The sequence below is a fragment of the Frankia sp. CcI49 genome, from assembly GCF_001983215.1.
In the GTDB taxonomy this organism is placed as follows: domain Bacteria; phylum Actinomycetota; class Actinomycetes; order Frankiales; family Frankiaceae; genus Parafrankia; species Parafrankia irregularis.
The window spans coordinates 264,576-285,030 of the sequence record NZ_MOWP01000006.1; the positions used below are offsets into that span (position 1 = coordinate 264,576).

Sequence of the window (20,455 nt, forward strand, 5' to 3'; positions counted from 1 at the left end):
TGGACGCCTGCGGCCGGCCACGACGGCGCGGGTCGCGACAGCACTAGAGTCCTCGTCGTCGCCTACCGCCGGGAGCGCCGATGCACGCCGCCCGCCCGCCGGCCGCACGGCGCACCGCCCGGTCGCGCCGGTGTTCGCTCTGGTCATCGCCCTGCTGTCGCTGATCGTCCTGATCGGTGGCGACACCGGCGGCGGTACGCAGGTGATCATTGAAGGCCCGGTCAACCGGCAGGTCTCCGCGGGGCTGGCGCGCACCCCGCCGATGGGCTGGAACAGCTGGAACGCGCTGGGCGCGGCAGCCACCGAGCAGGACATCCGGGCCGCGGCCGACGCCCTGGTCAACTCGGGGATGCGGGCCGCCGGCTACCGGTACGTGATCATCGACGACGGCTGGCAGGCGCCGGCCCGCACGGCGGGCGGCAGGCTCGCCGCCGACCCGCAGCGCTTCCCCACCGGCATCGCCGCCCTCGCCGACCACGTCCACGCCCGGGGTCTGCTGCTGGGCCTCTACTCCTCCCCCGGCACCGCCACCTGCCAGGGCCTGCCCGGCAGCTTCGGGCACGAGTCCGCCGACGCGGCCACCTTCGCCGCCTGGGGCGTGGACTATCTCAAGTACGACGCCTGCACCTACCCGTCGCTGCGCCCGGCCGGCACCGACGCCCGCCGCTGGCTGCGGGCCGGTTTCGCCCGCATGCGCAACGCCCTCGACGCCACCGGCCGGCCGATCGTGTTCAGCATCAACCCGTCCGCCGACGGCGATCCGCAGGCGGTGACACCGTGGGAGTGGGCACCGTCGGTCGCCCACCTGTGGCGGGTCACCAACGACCAGGCACCATGCTGGACGTCCACCCAGCCCCTCGACGGCTACCCGGGCGTCTGCCTGACCGACAACCTCGACGCCACCGCCCGCTGGACGGCCAGYGGCGGCCCCGGGCACTGGAACGACCTCGACATGCTGACGATCGGCCTGACCCCGGCCACCGCCAATCCCTTCGTGGAGCAGCTGGCCGAGCTTGCCACCGGAACCGACGCGCCCGCGCTCGACGACACCGAGGCACGCAGCGAGCTGGGTCTGTGGGCGATGCTGGCCTCGCCGCTGATCGCCGGCAACGACCTGACGACGATGACCGAGAGCACCCGCGCGATCCTCACGAACACCGCCGTGCTCGCCGTCGACCAGGACCCGCTCGGTGCCCCCGCGACCAGGGTGGCGCGCGACGACGGCGTCCTGCTGTGGTCCCGTCCGCTGGCGGGCGGCGATCTCGCCGTGCTGGCGGTCAACCGCGGTGACCGTGCCCGGACAGCCACGGTCACCGGCGCKGAACTGGCGCTGCCGGCTTCCGCGGCTGGCTACCGCGCCACGGACCTCTGGACGGGCAAGGTCAGCCACACCGCCGACGGCTCGCTTCCGGTCGCTCTCGCCCCGCACGGGTCGGCGCTGTTCCGCCTGCACCCCGCACGATGACCATGGCCTCGGGACCAGAAGTCCCGCGTCCTCGTCTCAGCGCGGCGCCACGCCCCCGACTGTGGTTCGGGCCCTGACAACAGGGCACGCCCAGACCTGTCCCCTACCCTGCTCCGTCCGCGCCGAGGGAAGATCACAGGACGGACTATTCGGACGACGATGACCGAAGCCGCGGTCGAGCGCACCTGACATCGGCAGGAGGCCCAGCATGGCTCCACGCAACATCCTGATCGCCCTGGGCTTCGCGGCGGTCGCGGTGGCCCTGTTCGTGATCGGCGCCGGCGTCATGACCAGCCGGGCCGGCAGCGACGCCGTCATTCTCGCCGGCGTCGTCTGTGCTGTCGGGGCCCTCCTGTCGCTGGCTCGGCCCTCGGACGGCAAGGACGGCAAGGACGGCAAGGACGGCAAGGACAAGGTCGGCAGCGCAGGCGGAGCAGGCCGGAGCCGCCGACCGTGAGCAGCAGCCACCGACCGTGAGCAGCGACGTCGCCCCACGACGTCCAGGACAGACAGACAGCGACAGCGACAAGGCACCCTGCCCCCGCGAACCAGTCAGGTCGTCCGAGCACGCGAAAAGAGGTCGATATGCGCGGGACCGAACAGCTGCTCGACCGCATTGAACGGGACGAGCGGCTTGACACGATCGCCGACGGTGTTTCGGGCTTCTGGTCATCAGCGCTGCGATCCGAGCGTCTGCGGGATGTGCTGTGCGGCCGGGCGCTCGGCCATCCGCTGCACCCGGCGGCGATACTCGTGCCAGCCGGAACGCTGCTGAGCGCGACCCTCCTGGACACCACCGGCGGCGCGGCCCTCCGCCCCGCGGCCCGCCGGCTCCTCGCGCTCGGCCTGCTGTCAGCCGGCCCGGCCGCGCTCGCCGGGTGGTCGGACTGGCTCGACACCGGGGGCGCCGAGCGGCGAGTCGGCCTCGTCCATGCCGCGTCCAACATCGTGGGGATCGCGAGCTACGCCGTGTCGTGGAACCAGCGCCGCCGCGGCGCCCGCGGGCTGGCCGCCAGCGTCACCGGAGCGGCTGCCCTCGGCATCGGCGGCTGGCTGGGCGGCCACCTCGCGTACGCGCAGGGGGTCGGCGTCGACACCACCGCCTTCCAGCGGGGCCCGGCTGACTGGACGGATGTGCTGGCCGCCGGCGAGGTCACCCTGGAACCGCGAAAGGTCGAGATCGACGGGGTGCCGGTATTGCTGACCAGGGTCGACGGCCAGATCGTCGCGATCGGCGACCGCTGCACCCACCGGGGCGGCCCCCTGCACGAGGGTGATCGCGTCGGCGGCTGCGTTCGCTGCCCCTGGCACGGCAGCCGCTTCGAGCTGGAGTCCGGAGCGGTCGTGCGAGGCCCGGCGACCCGTCCGCAGCCGCTCTACGAGGTCCGTGAGATCGCTGGGCGGGTGCAGATCCGCCGGCCGGAGGTCCGGGCGCTGCGTGCCAACCCCGTCGGGCCGTCAGCCGGCCCGCACGAGGCGCGGCCGAGGGTCACGGCCGAAGGCCACGTCGTGGCCGCGGCGGATCGACCGAGACAGCACGTGTGACGGCGCCCTGGCACGACGTGCCATCCGCGAACCGGAGCCATCGCGAACCGCGTTCGGCGCGGCGCGGCGCGGCCCGGAATCGCCGGGCACAATCCGCCGCGAAATCGGTGGACGCATCACGCCCGAAGGCCGAACAGCCGACGGGTTTCGACCGGGTTCCGCAGCCTGCCGGCAAAAGGCTCAGCCTCTCGTGGGCACACGGGTCCCGGCCGGCCCCGTGGAGTGACCGTGCGGGCCGACGGCTTTCACCCGGACCTGCGGTGACCTCACGGCAAAGTCCCGATGAATGTTCCATGACGGACTCGACCCCGCCGCGGCATCTCGATAGCTTCCCATCTCGGACAATTCCCCCTCCAGGAATGTTCCGTACGGGGACCGTTCGGCCAGCAAAGGTTTCCCAGCGGCGAGGTGAGACCCGTGAAAGATTCGTTCCTCGCGGCCTGGAGCCGTGCACCGCGCGGCCGCCGCCCCCGCGCCCGCGTCTCGGGCCGCTCCTGGACCGTGCTGGGCACCGCCGCGGTCCTCGCAACGGCCGCGCTCCTGGTGAGCGGGGTCGGCCCGGGGCAGACTCCGGGGCCCTGGTCACCAGCCGGCGACGAAGCCGCGGCGAGCGCGCAGCAGAGCCCGACCCAGTCGGCCGGCGGCCCGTCGCGGCCAGCCCGGACCGAGGCGGCACCGGCTCAGGACCCCACGGCGACGGACCCCACCGCGGCCGGTGAGCGGCCCGAACCCACCACCGAACCGCCTCCCCCGGCGGCCCCCCCTCCAGTCACCGCACCCCGGCCCAAGCCGTCGACCACCCGGCCGACATCCCGCGGGGGTGGCACGCCGGCCCAGCCACCGGCCGCGGCCGCCCCGGCCGGCGCCGCACCGGCACCAGCGGCCACCGTCGCGGCCGCCCCGGCCCCTGCCGCCGCGCCCGCCCCCGCCGCCGCGCCGGTGGCCGCGGCACCCGCGACCACCCAGCAACAGCGTTCGGGCGTCGTGACCTTCACCGACCTCGCGACCGGCTACTGCCTCGACAGCAACAGCGCCGGGAACGGCTACACGATGGGCTGCAACGGCGGCCAGTACCAGCAGTGGACGGTGTACGGCTACGGGACCCTGGTGCTCGTCAACCGGGCGACCGGCCTGTGCCTGGACAGCAACGCCAGCGGCAACGCCTACACGATGGGCTGCAACAACGGCCAGTACCAGCAGTGGAGGATGGTCGAGTCCGGCTACGGCACGGTGAACCTGGTCGACGTCGCGACCGGCCTCTGCCTGGACAGCAACGGCCAGGGAAATCTCTACACGATGGGCTGCAACAACGGCTCGTACCAGCGGTGGGCACGTGGCTGACCTGCTGCGGGAGCATCGCACCCTGATCCTTGACATCCTGACCGGCGTCGTCGCCCTCGTGCTGGTGATCGTGTTCACCCGCTGGTTCTCCCGGACCAGAGGCTGGCGTCGGACGATCTCCCACCGACGCCGCCAGTTCGCCGGGGGTGTGCGGGACCTCGGCCGCCTCGCCACCGCCTGGTACCGCTTCCATCGGGATGTACGCGACATCGCCGTGCTGCTCACGGACCCGACACTCGGCCCGCACACCGTCGCCGCGCTCGCCGCGGCGGACGGGGGCGAGCCCGCGCCGCCGGTGGGACGGCGGGCGGACATCTGGCCGTTCCAGGCCGTCGTGCGGGCCGACACGATCCAGGCCCACGTCGCCGGGCGCGAGGTGGACGCCGCCGGGCCGGTGCTCACCCGCGCGGAGCTGGCCGCGCCACCGGTCAGCCCCGGTACCGCCGACCTCCCGGCGGCCGGCGCGCCGGGCCGCGCCCCAGCGCGGACGCACTGCCCGGTCGCGGTCGGCCTGCTGCCCGGGTCGCGCGCCGCACTGGCACTGCTCGACCTCGCCGCGCTCCCCTCGGTCGGGACCATCGAGGGCCCGCCGGCCCTGTCCCGCCGGCTGGCGGCCACGATCGCGGCGCAGATCGCCGCCGGCGTCGTGGCTCCGGCCGGAACCCGGCTGATCGTCGTCGACGCGATCCTGCCGGGTTTCGGCGGACCGCCGCTTTCCGACGCCCTCGACCTCCTCGACTGGCAGGCGGCTGCCGGCCTGGTCCTCGGCGGCCCCGGTCCGGCCGGCTCGCCCTGGGATGACAGCCGCGGCCGGACCGGCGTCGGCGACGGCGACGGCGACGGCGACGGCGACGGCGACGGCGACGACCAGGCAGGGCCCACGGACCTGACGGTGCTGGTCTGCCCCGCTCCGGCAGCCGAAGATCTGCCACGTCTCGTCCGCCTCGTCGAGCTGCTGCCCAACCTGCGGGTACTCATGGTCGGCCGGCATCCCGGTCCGCGCTGGCGGCTCGAACTGGACGCCCTGGGCCGGATCACGGCTCCCGAGCTCGGTCTGCACGCGGACTGCGCCCCGCTGGAGCGCGGTGTGGCCCGTGCGTTGAGGGACCTCGACCGGAAGCACCGCCGCGCGGCCCCGGACGAGCCGGCAGCGGCCTGGCGGCCCGTCCCGGCCGCCGCCGCACCAGACAGCGACCCGCCGCCATCCGACGTCCCAGCGCCATCCGACGTCCCAGCGTCAGACAGCGGCACAGCACCAGACAGCGACGCGGTGACAGAAAGCGACGCGGTGACAGAAAGCAACATATCAGTGGCCGATGACGCGGCGACCATCCGCCCGGCCGCCCCGGGTGCCGGCGGACTGACCGAACCGGAGCCGGCCCGGCACGAGGGCAGCCACGCCGCCGCGGCCATCGGCCGGCCCGGGACSGTCGACGCCGGCGTCGGCGCGGCGGGAGCGGAGGACTGACCGTGCACGTGCTGCTCAGCATCGAGAACCCCGCCGACCACCCGGCCCCGTTCCCGCCACCGCCCGCGCTCGGCCCGCCCCCGGTCGACATCCGCGGCGACGTCCTGGTCCAGCTGCGGCCCACGAGCACTGTCGGGGAGCTCGCCGCGAGCCTCGCCGACCCGGCGCCCGCCTGCTTCCTGGGCACCCGACCACTCGACCCGCGTGCCACGGTCCGGGGCAGCGGCATCGTCCCCGGACTGCGACTCGGTCTCGACACCCCGCCCCGCCCGGTCGATCCGCTGGTCACGCACACCGGCCCAACCCTGTGGTTCGAAGTGCGGGTCGTCGGCGGTCCGGACGCGGGACGGGTCTGGCGGGTCGGCCCCGGCGCCCACGACATCGGCGCGGCGGCGGGCAGCGCCATCGAGCTGGACGACGACGGCGTACCGCCGCTCGCCGCGGTGCTGCACATCGGGCACGGCGGAGACACCTGGCTCACCGGGATCTCCCCGACCGGGGTGCGCACGACCGTGCCCAGCGCGCCCGAGCTGCGCCGCACCGACGAGCACCGCGCGGCGCTGCGCGTCGAGCACCGGGACCTGCCCCTTCCACCCGAACCGCCGGACTGGCCCGAGGCCGGCCCCGGAGCACCCGGGTGCACGCCGTGGGAGGTGGGGTCGGACCTGGTCGTCGGACCGGTGCTGCTGCGCCTGGCCGAGCCCTTCGAGCCGGACGCCGCCATCACACCGGCCGAGGACGTCGTCGGCCACGACTTCAACCGGCCGCCACGGATCGTTCCGCCGTTGCTGACCTCACGCCGGCGTTTCCCGACGCCTCCGTCGCCGCCCGGCCGCCGGCCCGTCCCGGTCCTGATGATGATCGCGCCGATGCTGCTGGGCCTGGCGTTCGTGTGGTTCTTCCACTCCTTCTTCTTCCTGGTCATCATGCTGTTCAGCCCGATCCTGGCGTTCGCCAACTGGAGCCAGGACAGGCGCAGCGGCCGCCGCCGCTACCGGGAGGAGTGCGCGCGGTACCGGACCCGCCGGGCCGCGGGCGAGAGCGACCTGCGCACCGCGGTCCTCGCCGAGCGGCTGGCCCGCTGCGACGCCGCACCCGACCCGGCGGCCGTCGGCCTGACCGCCACCGGCCCGGGCCACCGGCTCTGGGAACGCCGGCGGACCGACCCGGACCACCTCCTGCTGCGGGTCGGGACGGTCGACCAGCCGTCGCTGATCGAGGTGGACGACCCAGCGCTCGACGACTACGACCGCCAGCTGCGCTGGAACGTCCCCGAGGTGCCGCTCGCGGTGGACCTGCCCGGCCGCGGTGTCGTCGGCGTTGCCGGTGAACGCAGCGCCGTCCACGCCCTCGCTCGCTGGCTGCTCGCTCAGTGCGCCGTCCTGCACAGCCCACGTGACCTGCAGCTCGTCGTTCTCACCGACGCGGCCAGCCGGCAGAGCTKGGAGTGGGTGCGCTGGCTGCCCCACGCCCGCCCGGCCTCGGCGGCCACCGGCCACGGTCCGTTCGTGCTGATCGGCAACGACCCCGAGACCGTGGCCCACCGAGTCGCGGAGCTGCAGGCACAGATCCGGGCCCGGCAGTCCGCCCGCGGCTCCGCGTTGGGACCGGTGATGTTCACCCAGCCGGATGTGGTCGTGCTCGTCGACGGGGCACGCCGGCTGCGGGATGTGCCGGGCATGATCCAGGTGCTCACCGACGGCCCCGCTGTGCGGATCTTCGCCATCTGCCTCGACACCGAGACACGCCTGCTGCCCGAGGAGTGCACCGCCGTCGTGCGCTGCGACGGCGGGGGCGGCGGTAACGGCGGCGGTGAGGGCCGTGCAGGTGGTGTGGGCAGCCTGACCGTGCGCCAGAGCGACATCCCCGAGGTGCCCGGGGTACGTCCGGACCTGGTCCTGACGCACTGGTGCGAACAGGTCGCCCGGGCTCTCGCCCCGCTGCGCGACATCAGCCCCGACACCGCCGACGGACTGCCCGACCGGGTCCGCCTGCTGGACCTGCTCGGGCTGGCCGAACCGGACCAGCTCGAGCTTCCGGCCGTCGTCGCCGCCGCCTGGGCGGCACGGCCGGCCTCGACCCGCTTCCCGCTGGGCACCGGCTTCGACGGCCCGGTCGTCCTCGACCTCGTCCGCGACGGCCCGCACGCGCTCGTCGCCGGGACCACCGGCGCGGGCAAGTCCGAACTGCTGCAGTCCCTCGTCGGCTCGCTGGCCGCCCACAACCGCCCGGACGAGCTGGTCTTCGTCCTGGTCGACTACAAGGGCGGCAGCGCCTTCCGGGGCTGCGCACGCCTGCCGCACACCCTCGGGATGGTCACCGACCTCGACCCGGCGCTCGCCGTCCGGGCCCTGGAGTCGCTGGCGGCCGAGCTGCGCCGGCGCGAGGAGGTGCTCGCCGCCGCGGCCGCCAAGGACATCGTCCACTACCGCTCGCTGCGGGCCCGGGAGCCCGGCCTGCCCGCGCTGCCCAGGCTGCTGCTGATCATCGACGAGTTCGCCACGCTGGCCCGCGAGGTGCCGGACTTCATCCCGGGGCTGGTCAGCCTGGCACAGCGGGGCCGCTCGCTCGGCATCCACCTGGTGCTGGCCACCCAGCGGCCCGCGGGCGTGGTGACCGGCGACATCCGGGCCAACACCAACCTGCGCATCGCCCTGCGGGTCACCGACCCGATGGAGAGCTCGGACGTCGTCGACACCCCGGACGCCGCCCTCATCCCGGCGGCGGCTCCGGGTCGAGCGCTGGCCCGGCTCGCGCACCGGTCGACCCTCCTGTTCCAGACCGCCTACTGCGGCGCTCCCTATCCATCCACGCACCCGGCCGGTGCCGCTGCTCCAGGTGACTCCGCCGACGCGGCCGGTTCAGCCGCATCAGCGGCTTCAGCAGGATCAGCTGATTTCGCGGGTTTCGCGGGTTTCGCGGGTCCGCGCGGCGCGGGCGACGAGCCAGCGGCCGTGCCGCTGTCGTGGTCCGCTCTCGGCCGCCCGTTGCCGATCATCGCCGCCCCAGCCGGCACCGACCCGGACCAGGCGGCCGACGATCTCGCTCCCACTGATCTGGACGTGCTCGTGGACGCGGTCCGCGCCGCCGCGGACCGCACCGGCCACGAGCCCCAGCCCAGCCCCTGGCTGCCCGCGCTGCGCCAGCGGGTGCTGTTCGAGGACCTGCTCGAGCGGTGCGGGCCCAGGGCGGTGCCGTACGCGCTGGAGGACGTTCCGAGCCGGCAGCTGCAGCGGCCGGTGTGCTGCGAGCTCGGCACGTTCGGGCACCTGTACGTCATCGGCTCGCCGCGCTCCGGACGGTCCCAGGTGCTGCGCACGCTGGCCGGCGGGCTCGCCCGCGCCCATTCCTGCGCGGACGTCCACCTCTACGGCATCGACGCCGCCGGCGGGGCGCTGGCCGTCCTCGACGAGCTGCCGCACTGCGGGGCCGTCGTCACCGCGTCCGACCTGGAGCGGGTCGGCCGGCTCTGCGACCGCCTCACCGTGGAGCTGGCCCGCCGGCAGGCCCTGCTCGCCGAGTACTCCTGTGCGGGGCTGGACGAGCTGCGTGCCGCGATGCCCGACGGGACGGCCCCCGCCCATCTGGTGCTGTTCGTCGACGGCTGGGACTCCCTCGCCGCGACCCTGCCGGAGCATGACGGCGGCCGGCTCTACGACGCCCTGCTCGCCCTGCTGCGGGAGGGCACCGGTGCCGGTATCCACGTGGTGGCCACGGCCGACCGGGGCCTGCTGGCCGGGCGGGCCGGCGGCATGAACGATCACCGCGTGCTGCTGCGGATGGGCGAGCGCACCGACTACGCCACGATCCGCGTCCCGCCGCAGCGCGTCCCCGCGCACGTCCCGCCGGGGCGCGGGTGGCGGTCGGTGAACCAGGCCGAGCTCCAGATCGCGCTGCTCGACCCCGACCCGGCGGGCCAGGCGCAGGCCGACGCGCTGCGCCGGATCGCCACCCGGGCCGGCGTGCGCGACCGGGACGTACCGGCCGACCGGCGCCCGTTCCCGGTCGCGGCACTGCCCCGGGCGCTGACGTTCGCCGACGCGTTCGCGCGGGTCCCCGAGGCCGAGCGCGGCCCGCTGCGGGCGCTGCTCGGGCTCGGTGGCGACGAGGCCGCGCCGATGACGCTCGACTTCGCCGGCCGGGCGCACACCTTCCTCGTCGCCGGGCCCCCCGGGTCCGGGCGCAGCAACACGCTCGCCACCCTGGCGGTGTCGCTGCTCGCCGGGGGCACCCGGCTGGTCGTGGTCACCCCGCGGGACTCCCCGCTGCGCCGGCTCGCCGCCCACCCCCAGGTCACCCTGGCCGGCATGGACTCCCTGCAGGTGCAGGGGCCGGCGGTCGTCCTCGTCGACGACGTGGACCTCTTCGGGTACAACGCGCCGCTCGACCCACCGCTGCGGGAGATCGTCGCCGCCGGGCGGGACCGCGGCGTCGGCCTCGCCTATGCGGGCAGCGGGGAGATCCTGTCCCAGTCCATCAGCGGCTGGCTCGGGGAGGCCCGGCGCTCCCGGCAGGGCGTACTGCTGGCCCCGCAGTCCTCTCTGGAGGGCGACCTGCTGGGCACCCGGATCCCGCCGAGCCTGCTGCGCGGCGGGATCCGCCCCGGCCGCGGCTACGTCACCGACGCGACCGGGACGCTGCGCACCATCACCATCCCGCACACCGTCCTGCGGTAGACAGCCCCGGGCCCGCGCGGACGCCGCCGCGGCCCGCCGGGCTCGCTCAGCCGCCGGTCGAGGCGGGCGGGGGCTTGGACAGCTCCGTGTCCATGTTCTGCAGGTTCTGCGCGATCAGGTTGAAGCTCTCGGCGAACTTGCCGATGTTCTCGATCGCGGTGGTGAGCGAGGCGTTGAACTCGGTGTACTGGGCGCTCATCACCGGGCTGGACTGCTGCAGCCACAACCCACCACTGCCGGTGAGCAGCTCGGTCACCTGCCCCTGCAGCCGGATGAGCGTCGTCTTGATCTCGCCGCCCTCGGTGGTGAGTCGGCTGGCGACCGTGTTGACCTGGCCGTAGTCGACCTGGATCTCCGCCATGGATTCCGTCCTTCTCTCAGGAGGCGCTGATCGCGTCGTCCATCGCCTGCAGCTGGGCGACGATGTTGTTGAACTGCTGGGCGAAGCTGGTGATGTTGTTCACCGCGCCGGTCACCGAGGTGTTGAAGTCGGTGTACTGCTGGCTGAGCACGGGGCTGGACTTCTGCAGCCACAGGCCGCCGTCGCTGGTGAGCAGCGCCGTCACCGCCGACTGCAGTGAGGTCAGCTTCGGCACCGTCTCGGTGACGGCGGCGTTCAGCGACGTGGCGACGGTGTTCACCTTCGCGTAGTCGATCGAGATGTTGGGCATGGGCCGCTCCTGGTGATCAGATCCTGGTGATCAGACGCCGATGGGGTAATCGGAGTAGTCCGGTTCGGGGTCGGTGTGGGACTGCAGCGTCCACTGGCCGATCGCCGGGGTGCCGGTGTAGACGTCGGTCCCGTTCGGGCCGACCTCGGTCTTCGTCCCGGTGCCGTCCGGGTTCACCGCGACGGTCACGGTGGTCGTCTCACCCTCGGTGTCCACCGTGACGCTCTGGTAGCCGCCGTTCGCCGCCGGGGTGACGTTCGTCGTGGTCGTACCGTCCCCGGTGGTGCTGGTGACGACATAGCTGTCGTCCGGGTTCGTCCTCTTGACGATCTGCTCGGTGGTGCCGTCCGAATGGGTGATGGTGGTGGTGTAGTCGACGACGTCCGGATCCCCGTCGTTGTCGCGGTCGACGTAGGTGTAGGACGTCGTCTCGGTGTAGGTCAGCCCGTTCGGCGTGGTGGTGGTGCTCGTCTCCGAGATGATCAGTCCCTGGTCGTTCACCTCGGCGGCGTTGGTCGTCGTCGACTCGCCAGGCCCGCCGGTCAGGCTGGTGGGCATCAGGCCCGGATCCTCCGGCGGCGGCCGGTCCGGCCCCCACAGCGGGATGGTGGCCGTCTGGAGCACACCGTTCTCGTCGTAGTACTGGTACGTGATGACCTTGTCCTTGGTCTCCTGGTAGTGCTCCCAGGCGAGCTTCCTGGCCTCCCACTGGCCGATCTGGGCCTGCAGCCGGCCGGTGTTGACCTTGCCGGCGAAGTCTGCGTCGACGTCGAAGAAGGCCTTGGCGACGCTGTCGAGCAGGTCGCCGAGCTCCTTCAGCTTGTCCATCGAGTCCTTGAACGGCTTGTGGCAGGCCGAGTAGAAGGCGCTCAACGCGGCGAACAGGGTGCCGTCACCCACGGCGACGGAGCCGACCTCGCCGCCCGAGCCGACCACCGAGCGCCCGGAGACCGTGTTCACGTCGGTCTCGATCTGCCCGCGCAGGCTGCGCATACTGCCCGCGAGGTCGTGCAGCAGCGCGTAGTCGAGCACGAGATCGGCCATACCGGCTCCTGACTGACCGCAACAGGGCCCGCGCGGGACGCGGGACGTGGAACTGCGGGGCCTCGGCGGCGAGCCCCGGCAGTTGGTCCACCGCCTACTACGCGCCCCGGCCACAGAAGGTTCACCGGTGGGAGACGCGCCGCGCGGCGTCCACCGGTGAACCGCGGTGCCCGGCGGGTGCGTAGTACCTGCCGGAGCCGTGGCTGCCCGCCACAGCCGCGCCGCCGGCAACGCCGCCCGCCCGCCGACAGTGCCCCGCCCGCCGACAGTGCCCCGCCCGCCGAGGGTGCCCCGCCCGCCGACAGGAGGCCCGCGTGCCGCGTCCGACCGACTGGTCGCCGCTGGGGCTGGCCGGGGACCCGACCCCCGGTGACCCCGAGGCGCTGGTGGCCGTCGCCGACTTCATGCACACCATGGCCGGGCACGCGCAGACCGCCGAGACCGGCCTGAACCAGGTGGTCGCCAAGAGTGGCGAGGGCGCATTCGTCGGGAAGACCGCGGACTGGCTGCGCGACACCATCTCCACCGCCATCCGTGACTTCATCGGCGGCGTGCGCACCGCGTTCGGGCAGACCGAGCCCGCGGTGCGCAGCTACATCTCGGCGCTGCGGGAGGCGCAGTCCCGGGCGGACGGCGCGCTCACCGAGGCCGCGGGCCTCGCCGAGGGCGACTCGCGCCGCGACACCCTGACCGCGGACGCGAACCAGGCCGGCACCGATCTGAAGACGGCCGCGGGCACCGCCGCGGCGACGATCAGGGGGGCCCGCGAGCACATCCGCTCGCCGAACCCGAAGAAGTCCGCCTGCGAGGTCTTCTGGGAGATCTTCGGCTGGATCGTGCTGGCGATCACCGTGGTGGCGATCTTCGTCGGCGGCCCGCTCGGCCTGATCGCGCTCGGCCTGAACGCGATCATGGCGACCAAGGCGCTGGTCGACTTCGCCTCGGGGAAGACGAACATCACCGGCCTGGTCCTGGGCCTGCTCGGTCTGCTCGGCCCGTCCACCAAGCCGTTGATCGCACTGTCCACGCTGCGCGGTATCGCCGGCGCCACCGCGAAGATCCTCAAAGGTGCGGCCAGCTCCGTCGGTGTGACGATCGCCAGGATCGGTGGCGACTTCTGGCAGGCGATCTCGACGATCACCTTCTCCGCCGTCGTCAAGGGCGTCGGCGACATCTCCGCCACCCTCGCGAACACCGTCCGGGCCGGCTCCACCTGGGTGTTCAAGGCGTTCACCTCGGCCGACGGCCTCGCCGCCCGCGGGTTCGTCTCGCTGCAGAACTTCGTGGTGACCAGCCCGGCGGCAACCGCGGGCCTCATCCGCAACATCGTCAACCTGACCGGCAAGCTGCCGTCGGCACTGGTCGCGAGCGTGCGCGCGGTGCCCGGTTTCGCCCGCGGGCTGGGCGGGTGGTCCATCGAGGCCGCGCGGTCGGTGGGCAAGGTGCTGAGCAACGAGCTGGGCGGGTGGAAGTGGCTCAAGATCTTCCTACCGCTCAACGGCGTGGAGATCGGCGTCCTCGGCGTCCAGGACGCCTTCCGGCTCGCGGTCCTCGGCCGCGGCCTGGGGCAGGCCAGCCGCTACGCGGGGCTGGCGAGGCAGGTCGAGCTGGCAGCGGCGGCCGGCGGGGCGCTGCGGGTCAGTGACGGCATCCTGCGGGGTGTCGACCCGCCGGAGCCCGGCATGGTGCGCACCGAATCCGGCCTGCTGGTGCCGGAGAAAGCCGACGGGGTCTCGGCCCTGCGGACGGATCTCGGCGGCGGGGTCTCGGCGAAGCCGCTCGACCCCGCCGGGCTGGGCGGGCGGATCGTCACCGCGGACTCGCCCCTGCCCGACGTGAACCTGACCGTCGCCGGCCGGGATCTCGCGGCGCTCAGGCCAGAGCCGGTGGCACCGGTCCGGTCCGACCTCGACCTCTCGGGCGCCGTCCTGCTGGCGCCTGGCAAGGAGGCCGCTCCCGCGCCCGCGAGCCTGCCGACGACGTCGCACCTGTCGGCCGACACCACGAAGCTCCTCGCCGACGCCAACACCGTCACCGGCGCGAACCCGCTCGCCAGTGTCCACACGCCCGCCAGCACCAGCGCCCTCGGCGGTGTCACCCCGGCCGGCGGCGCGCAGGTGAGCGACCTCGTCTCCCCGGCCCGGCTGGCCGTGCACCACGCCGGCGACGTGACGGCGAACGGCCTGCCCGAGATCCGGGCGGTGCTCAACGGTGATCTCACCGCGGTCAGGGTCTCCGACACCCAGGTCGCCTTCAACCTGGGCGCGGCCGACGACGGAGCGGTGATCCCGGGTGGCGCCTTCGACGCGCCATCGGCGCCCGCGCCGTCCCAGCTGACCCCGCCCACCCAGCTGACCCCGCCCAGTCACGTAGCCCAGCAGATCGCGCCGCCGCCGGCCGTGACCGCCCCTCCCGCCGCGGCGGCGCTCGGCGGTGCGCTGCCGAGCCCGGCGTCCCTCGCGCCGCCGGCCCGGACCGAGCTGCTCATCGGTGCGAACGGCGTGCAGATCGCGGCGCCGGTGCACCCGGCCCCGCACACCGGGGAGCTGGGCCGGCCGGGCGAGCTGGCGGGTCTGCAGCAGGGCACCCTCGGCACCGTGCACGGCAACGACCTGGGGCTGACCGCCCGGTCAGCCGACGGTGGCCAGGGGCTGCCAGCGCCGCGCGACCCCTCGGTCCACTCGGCGCTCGACCTGCTCGCCCCGCCGCACCCCCCCCGGCCCGCAACCGTTCAGCCCGCCAACGCCGGCGACGGCCACAGTCACGGACGCGGCCACAGCCACGGACGCGGTGAGCGCCCGGGCGGTGGAGGGCGGTGCGCGCGACGGCGGCGCGGCGATCAGCAAGGCGCTGAACGACTTCACCCGGATCTCCGCCGAGGTGCGCCTCGCCCGGGAGAACCTGGAGATCACCCGGCTCGGCGGCGGGAACGGGAGCGACCCACTGGCCGCGGCCCAGAAGATCGCCCGGGCGGAGAAGAACCTGCACGTCGCCGAGGCCGTCCAGGCGAAGCTCGCCGCCGGGCTGCGGGCCCGCGGGGTGGACGACCCGTTCGCCGCCGCGACCGACCACGCCTGGGCGGAGTTCAAGATCGCCCGCCACCAGCTCGCCGAGGCCCGCACCGTCCACGACGACCTGCACCCGGGCCCGGACACCCGGCCACTCGGCGAGGGGACGTCGGTGGCGGGCGCCGGCAAGGGCAAGACGGTCGCCACGCCGGCCCAGCTGGAGGCCGGTGCGAACCTGGAGAGCGCCGCGGCCCGGCTCGACGTCGCGCAGGGCCGGCTCGACGATCTGGGCCTCGACGTCAACCGGCTGCAGGCGGCGGACGACGAGGCGCTACGGCTCTCCCTGCTCGAACGCCCCCGGCTGCTCGGTGGCATGCGCCCCACCGACATCCGCCAGCTCGGGCCGGACGGCACCGTCCACGGCTATGGCCGGCCGCTGGCCGGCGGGCTGCACCTGAACCTCGACGTCCCGGCGCCCGCCGGGACGGGAGCAGCCGCCCACGCCGGACCCGAGCTCGGGACCGTCATCGACCGCGCGGGCACGGTGATCTTCCGCGGCGAGGTCACCGAGCTCGGGCACGGCGGGTTCCGGATCTCCGACCCGGCGGACGCGGGCCTGTTCCGCGAATACGACGCCGCCGGCCAGCTGACCCACGCCGGCCTCGACGTCCACGGCCCCGCCGGCCCGGGTGGTGCGGCCGGTGTCGCGGCCGGCCGCCTGGAGATCGACTTCACCGCCGGCACGGCGACCCTGCACCGCCCGGGCCAGCCCGCCCCCGACAACTTCACCTACCAGCCGCTGCCCGGTGGCGGGCACCAGATCACCCGGGCCGCCGACGGGTCCTGGCTTCGCTATGACGCCGCCGGCAACCAGACCGGCGCGCTGTTCGAGGTACGGGCGGGCGGTCTGCCCGCCGGCCAGCTGGAGATCGACATCGTCGCCGGCACGGGCCGCCTGCACCGGCCGGGCCAGGCGGTGCCCGACAACGTCGCCTACCAGCCGCTGCCCGGCGGCGGGCACCAGATCACCCGGGCCACCGACGGGTCCTGGCAGCGGTTCGACGCCGCCGGCGACCTGACCGCCGCCCGTTTCGACATCCGCGAGGCGAACGGCCAGGCGGCCGGCCATCTGGAGACCGACCTCGCCGCGGGCACGGCGACGCTGCACCGGCCGGGGCAGCCCGTCCCGGACAACTTCACCTACCAGCTCCGGCCCGGTGGCGGGCATCAGATCACCCGCGCCGCCGACGGGTCCTGGCACCGCTTCGACCACACCGGCACCCGGACCGCCGCCGGCCTCGACGTCCGCGACCCGGGCGGCGCGGCCGCCGGCCGCCTGCAGATCGACTTCGCCGGTGGCACGGCCACCCTGCACCGCCCCGGCCAGCCGGCTCCCGACAACTTCACCTACCAGCCGCTGCCCGGCGGCGGGCACCAGCTCACCAACGCGGCCGACAACTCGACGCTGCGCTTCGACGGCGCCGGCGGCCAGACCGGCGCCGGGCTCGACGTCCAGGGCCCGGCCGGTGCGGCGGCCGGCCGCCTGGAGATCGACTTCACCGCGGGCACGGCGACGCTGCACCGGCCGGGGCAGCCCGCGCCGGACAACTTCACCTACCAGGCCCAGCCCGGCGGCGGGCACCAGATCACCAACGCGGCCGACGGCTCCTGGCACCGCTACGACGCCGCCGGCAACCAGACCGCCACCCGGTTCAACGCCACCGATCTCGGCGCGAACCCGTTCGGCGCGGTGGAGCTCGACATCGTCGCCGGCACCGGCCGCCACCTGGCCCCCGGCGGCGCGCCGCGAGACTGGCCCACCCTGCAGATCGGGGCCGGCGGCGAGCTCCGGCTCAGCAACGCCGCCGGGGAGATGCAGCGCTACACACCCGGCGGCGGCCTCACCGACGAGATCATCGCCCCGCGCGACCCGCGGGGGAACCTCGGACCGAGCCGGCTGCACACCACGCTGAACCCGGCCGGCAACCCGGTGCTGGAGCTGCGCCACGGCGGGAACCCCGTCCCGAACACCCGCGTCACCATCGACGGCGCCGACTACCGGATCACCAGCACCGGGCCGGGCCCGCACGGCGGCGACTACCGGGTGATCGGCCACGACGGGGCGCTGCACTCGGAGCGGATCTCCTTCCTGGGACGCAAGGGCCAGGCCGACGGCACCCACCTGTCCGTCGACTACCGCACGAACCAGTGGGCGCGCCAGGACGGCGCCGGACGCCCGCTCGCCGGGCACGCGAACGCGGCGCCCCGGGCCGGGCTCGGCCCGGGACACGCCCCGCCGGCGGTGCGCGGCTACAACAGCCGCGGCTCCGTCACGGTGAAGGCCAACGGCGACATCGAGCTCGTCGGCGGCGACCGGACGCCGTTCTACGCCCGGGAGACCCTGGGCAACGGCAACGGCCACCCGCGGCCCACCCTGGAGGTCTTCCGCGGCGGCGACGGCCGGCGCTACTGGCATCAGTGGAGCGGCGCCGCCGACGGCACGCTGGGCGCCTCGGCCGGGCGGGGCACCCGGGTCTTCGAGGATCTTCCCGAGGGCCGGTTGTGGTCGGACCACCAGCACGGCTGGCCCGCCGACCGGACGGTGCGCGAGTACCGCCGGGCCGCCGACGGCGGCGTGATCCGCGCCGAGCTGCAGGCGAACGGGTCGTGGCGGTGGTACCGGTTCGACGCGGGCGGCCAGCTGACCCTCGAAGGCGTCCGGGACCACCGCTGGCTCAGCACCAGCTGGCGGGACACCTACACCGGGGCGAACGGCGCGCAGGTGGTGGCCCAGCGCTACCACTCGGCGGTCAACTTCTTCCCCAAGGCCCTGCACTACCGGGAGTACGCCGTCGCCCCGAGGCCCGGCGGCGGGTTCCGGACCACCGATGCCTTCAAGGAGTTCTCACCGCAGATCAAGGACACCGGGACGCTCGACGTCCTGGGCAACGGCAACACGCTGAAGACCACCCGGTGGGCCGAGCAGCGCCCGCCCGACGCACTCTGGAAGACACCGGCCGGACTGCCCGGGCGTCCGATCGGCAAGGCCGTCTCGCACCTCGCCGGGTCGAAGCTGGGCGCCGTCGACTTCCCCGCCCGCGGCTCGATCCTCGGCGACAGCCGCTACCAGGTCTTCCGCTGGACCGAGACCGACGCCCACGGCGCCCAGGTGGCCACCGGCGTCCGGGCGATCACCCCGGAGGGCTCCTTCTCCGACTTCACCCGGGACGGGCTGTTCGTCCGCGGGGCGATCAAACTGGAGAACGGCAACACGGTGGAGATCGGCCGGGCCGCGAACGGGAAGTGGGCCTCGCTGGACGGCAACCTGCCCGCCGCCGGCGCCCGCACCCTGGACTGGCGGGAGATCGACTCCGCCAAGAACGTCGTCGCGAACGGCGAACGGCACTTCCTCGCCGACGGGAAGCACTGGGTCGACGGCACCGCGACCGGGGCCCCCGCCGGGCAGCTGCGGGTCGTCCGGCACACCGACGCCGCCGGCAACGTCGTGAGCACGGTCGGGGCGGGCCACCGGCCGCTGTTCAACCCGAGGCCGCCGGGCGGCCACGGCCACGGCCCGTTCGCCCCGGTGCACACCGGGCAGACCATCACCCGCAACACGATGGGGCAGATCGTCGGCCGGTCGGAGCAGTGGCTCTCCGACGCCCCGCTCGGCGCGGGCCAGGCCGGCCCGGCACGGATCACCGTCGAGGCCGCCGGAGACGCCCGCACCGGCAGGTGGCGCTGGGACGACGGCACGAACAGCGGGGTCCGCACCAGCGGCCGAAACGAGCGCTGGTCCGGCTCGTGGGACGACTCCTACCGCGACTTCCGCACCGACGCCGCCGGTGTGCGGCACCAGATCCGGGATGTCCGCGCGCTGGGCAAGGGCACGTCGCTGACCGCCCAGCGGATGCCCGACGGCACCTGGCGCGCCGAGATCCGCGGCGCGGACGGCACCCCCGTGCCGAACAGCGCCGGCACCCGCCAGTTCAGCCGGGGCGACGGGACCTGGGCCGGCAACGCGCCACCCGGCACCGGCCAGCCGCGCTGGCGCGACGTCGACGCGAACGGTCACGTCCTGCGCGAGCTGGTCGACGGCCGGGTCCGCCAGTACACCAACCCGCGGCCCGCGAACGCGCCGGCCGGCACCGGGGCCTGGAAGGAGTTCGACCAGGGCGCGGTCTTCCGGGAGCGGGTCGACTCCGGCGGCGGCGTGTTCCGGGAGACGGAGAGCTTCCACAAGCAGTGGCGTGAGACCGACGCGAGCGGCCGGCTGCTGCGCTACCGCTCCCTGTCCGGCACCGTGTGGGAGCGCGGCCCGCTGAACCGGTGGTCCATCCAGCACCGAAACTTCGAGCAGGTCGGCCGCGAGTTCGAGTTCCGCGGCGGACTGAGCGAGTTCCGCGGCAAGAACCGGATGTGGCGGGAGTCCAACCGGCTGCAGTACAAGGCGATCGACGGCCTCGCCGGCGAGTTCGTCAGCCCCACCCGCCGCATTCTGCAGAAGGCCGCGCTCGACTTCAGCCAGGAGTTCGTCCTGGACTTCACCGCCCAGGTGCTGATCGGCCTCGCCTTCAACCAGGGCCAGCTCAACCCTCAGGACTGGTTCCGGGCGCTGGTCGGCGCGGGCATCGCCAGCGGTATCAAGACCGGCAACAGCGTGTACCACGACAGCTCCGCCCTCGGGCTCAAGGGCGTCAAGGACGGCCTCGCCAACGTCGACGGCGGCAAGGACTTCAACCGCAACCCGTACAACCATGACAAGCACTGGGACAACGAATGGGGCGGGACGGAGAACCCACCGCGCTGGCGGCAGACCACCTATGACTACTTCCAGTCCACCATCGCGGTGAACTTCGTCGCCGCGTTCGTCGCCAACGCCGTCAACGCCGCCGCGTTCGGACTGCCCAAGGACTACGTCCCGCTGGCGGGTGGGGCTGCCGCGCTCGCCGGGGCCTGGGGCGGCGCCGGCACACTGGTCGTCAGCTCGACTCTCGGCGGCGCCCGCGCCCTGGCACACCAGCTCGGATCCGGGCGCTACTTCCACCGCGGCGGCCTGGCCGACATCGGCCTCTCCTTCGTCGAGCGGCTGGGTGAGCGGGCGATGGGGACCTACCTGCTGCTCACCGCCGCCGGCCTGCGCCCGCAGGACAACATCCCGGCGCCACCACCGGTCGTCGTCCCGCCCGCCCCGCCGCCGATGTGACGGACAGGCGGGACGGACTGGCGGGCACGGC

At 74.2% G+C, this 20,455-nt stretch carries 12 protein-coding genes; 7 read left to right on the forward strand and 5 right to left on the reverse strand.

Annotated elements, in window-relative coordinates; genetic code table 11:
- The first annotated feature begins 130 nt into the window (after positions 1 to 130).
- The 6 genes from CcI49_RS05280 to CcI49_RS05305 all read left to right on the forward strand — a co-directional run bounded on the left by CcI49_RS05280 (position 131) and on the right by CcI49_RS05305 (position 10,495).
- A complete protein-coding gene (locus tag CcI49_RS05280) occupies positions 131 to 1,465 on the forward strand; it encodes a glycoside hydrolase family 27 protein (protein ID WP_076824686.1) in 1,335 nt (444 codons plus the stop codon).
- A 208-nt stretch (positions 1,466 to 1,673) separates the two neighbouring features.
- The gene (locus tag CcI49_RS05285; protein ID WP_076824688.1) at positions 1,674 to 1,922 is read left to right on the forward strand and encodes a hypothetical protein; all 249 of its coding nucleotides are present in this window, start codon (positions 1,674 to 1,676) and stop codon (positions 1,920 to 1,922) included.
- 128 nt (positions 1,923 to 2,050) lie between these two features.
- Positions 2,051 to 3,010: a Rieske 2Fe-2S domain-containing protein gene (locus CcI49_RS05290; RefSeq protein ID WP_054567622.1), complete on the forward strand. Its 960-nt coding sequence runs from the start codon at positions 2,051 to 2,053 to the stop codon at positions 3,008 to 3,010.
- A gap of 417 nt (positions 3,011 to 3,427) precedes the next feature.
- Positions 3,428 to 4,351 (forward strand): RICIN domain-containing protein, encoded by a 924-nt coding sequence (locus tag CcI49_RS43035; protein WP_241839908.1) that lies wholly within the window; start codon positions 3,428 to 3,430, stop codon positions 4,349 to 4,351.
- Complete coding sequence (locus tag CcI49_RS05300) at positions 4,344 to 5,819, forward strand: hypothetical protein (RefSeq protein WP_076824690.1); 1,476 nt, start codon at positions 4,344 to 4,346, stop codon at positions 5,817 to 5,819. The genes CcI49_RS43035 and CcI49_RS05300 overlap by 8 nt, the downstream gene beginning before the upstream one ends.
- 2 nt (positions 5,820 to 5,821) lie before the next feature.
- Positions 5,822 to 10,495 carry an FtsK/SpoIIIE domain-containing protein gene (locus CcI49_RS05305; protein WP_083749317.1) on the forward strand — a complete coding sequence of 1,558 codons (4,674 nt, stop codon included), beginning with the start codon at positions 5,822 to 5,824 and terminating at the stop codon, positions 10,493 to 10,495.
- A 46-nt stretch (positions 10,496 to 10,541) separates the two neighbouring features.
- On the opposite strand, the gene CcI49_RS05310 is transcribed toward CcI49_RS05305, so the two are convergent.
- From CcI49_RS05310 to CcI49_RS05330, 5 genes are all read right to left on the reverse strand, one after another.
- Positions 10,542 to 10,856, reverse strand: a complete 315-nt coding sequence (locus tag CcI49_RS05310) for a WXG100 family type VII secretion target (protein WP_054567626.1) — start codon at positions 10,854 to 10,856, stop codon at positions 10,542 to 10,544.
- A gap of 16 nt (positions 10,857 to 10,872) precedes the next feature.
- The gene (locus CcI49_RS05315) at positions 10,873 to 11,166 is read right to left on the reverse strand and encodes a hypothetical protein (protein WP_054567627.1); all 294 of its coding nucleotides are present in this window, start codon (positions 11,164 to 11,166) and stop codon (positions 10,873 to 10,875) included.
- Positions 11,167 to 11,196: 30 nt separating this feature from the next.
- Positions 11,197 to 12,210 carry a hypothetical protein gene (locus CcI49_RS05320; protein ID WP_076824692.1) on the reverse strand — a complete coding sequence of 338 codons (1,014 nt, stop codon included), beginning with the start codon at positions 12,208 to 12,210 and terminating at the stop codon, positions 11,197 to 11,199.
- A 592-nt stretch (positions 12,211 to 12,802) separates the two neighbouring features.
- Positions 12,803 to 13,528: a hypothetical protein gene (locus CcI49_RS05325; protein ID WP_131831009.1), complete on the reverse strand. Its 726-nt coding sequence runs from the start codon at positions 13,526 to 13,528 to the stop codon at positions 12,803 to 12,805.
- A 169-nt stretch (positions 13,529 to 13,697) separates the two neighbouring features.
- A complete protein-coding gene (locus CcI49_RS05330) occupies positions 13,698 to 14,813 on the reverse strand; it encodes a hypothetical protein (protein ID WP_076824696.1) in 1,116 nt (371 codons plus the stop codon).
- A gap of 187 nt (positions 14,814 to 15,000) precedes the next feature.
- Here CcI49_RS05330 and CcI49_RS41950 point away from each other — a divergent pair, with 187 nt between their 5' ends.
- On the forward strand, positions 15,001 to 20,424 hold the full coding sequence (locus tag CcI49_RS41950; RefSeq protein ID WP_076824698.1) for a hypothetical protein: 5,424 nt from the start codon (positions 15,001 to 15,003) through the stop codon (positions 20,422 to 20,424).
- Positions 20,425 to 20,455 lie beyond the last annotated feature (31 nt).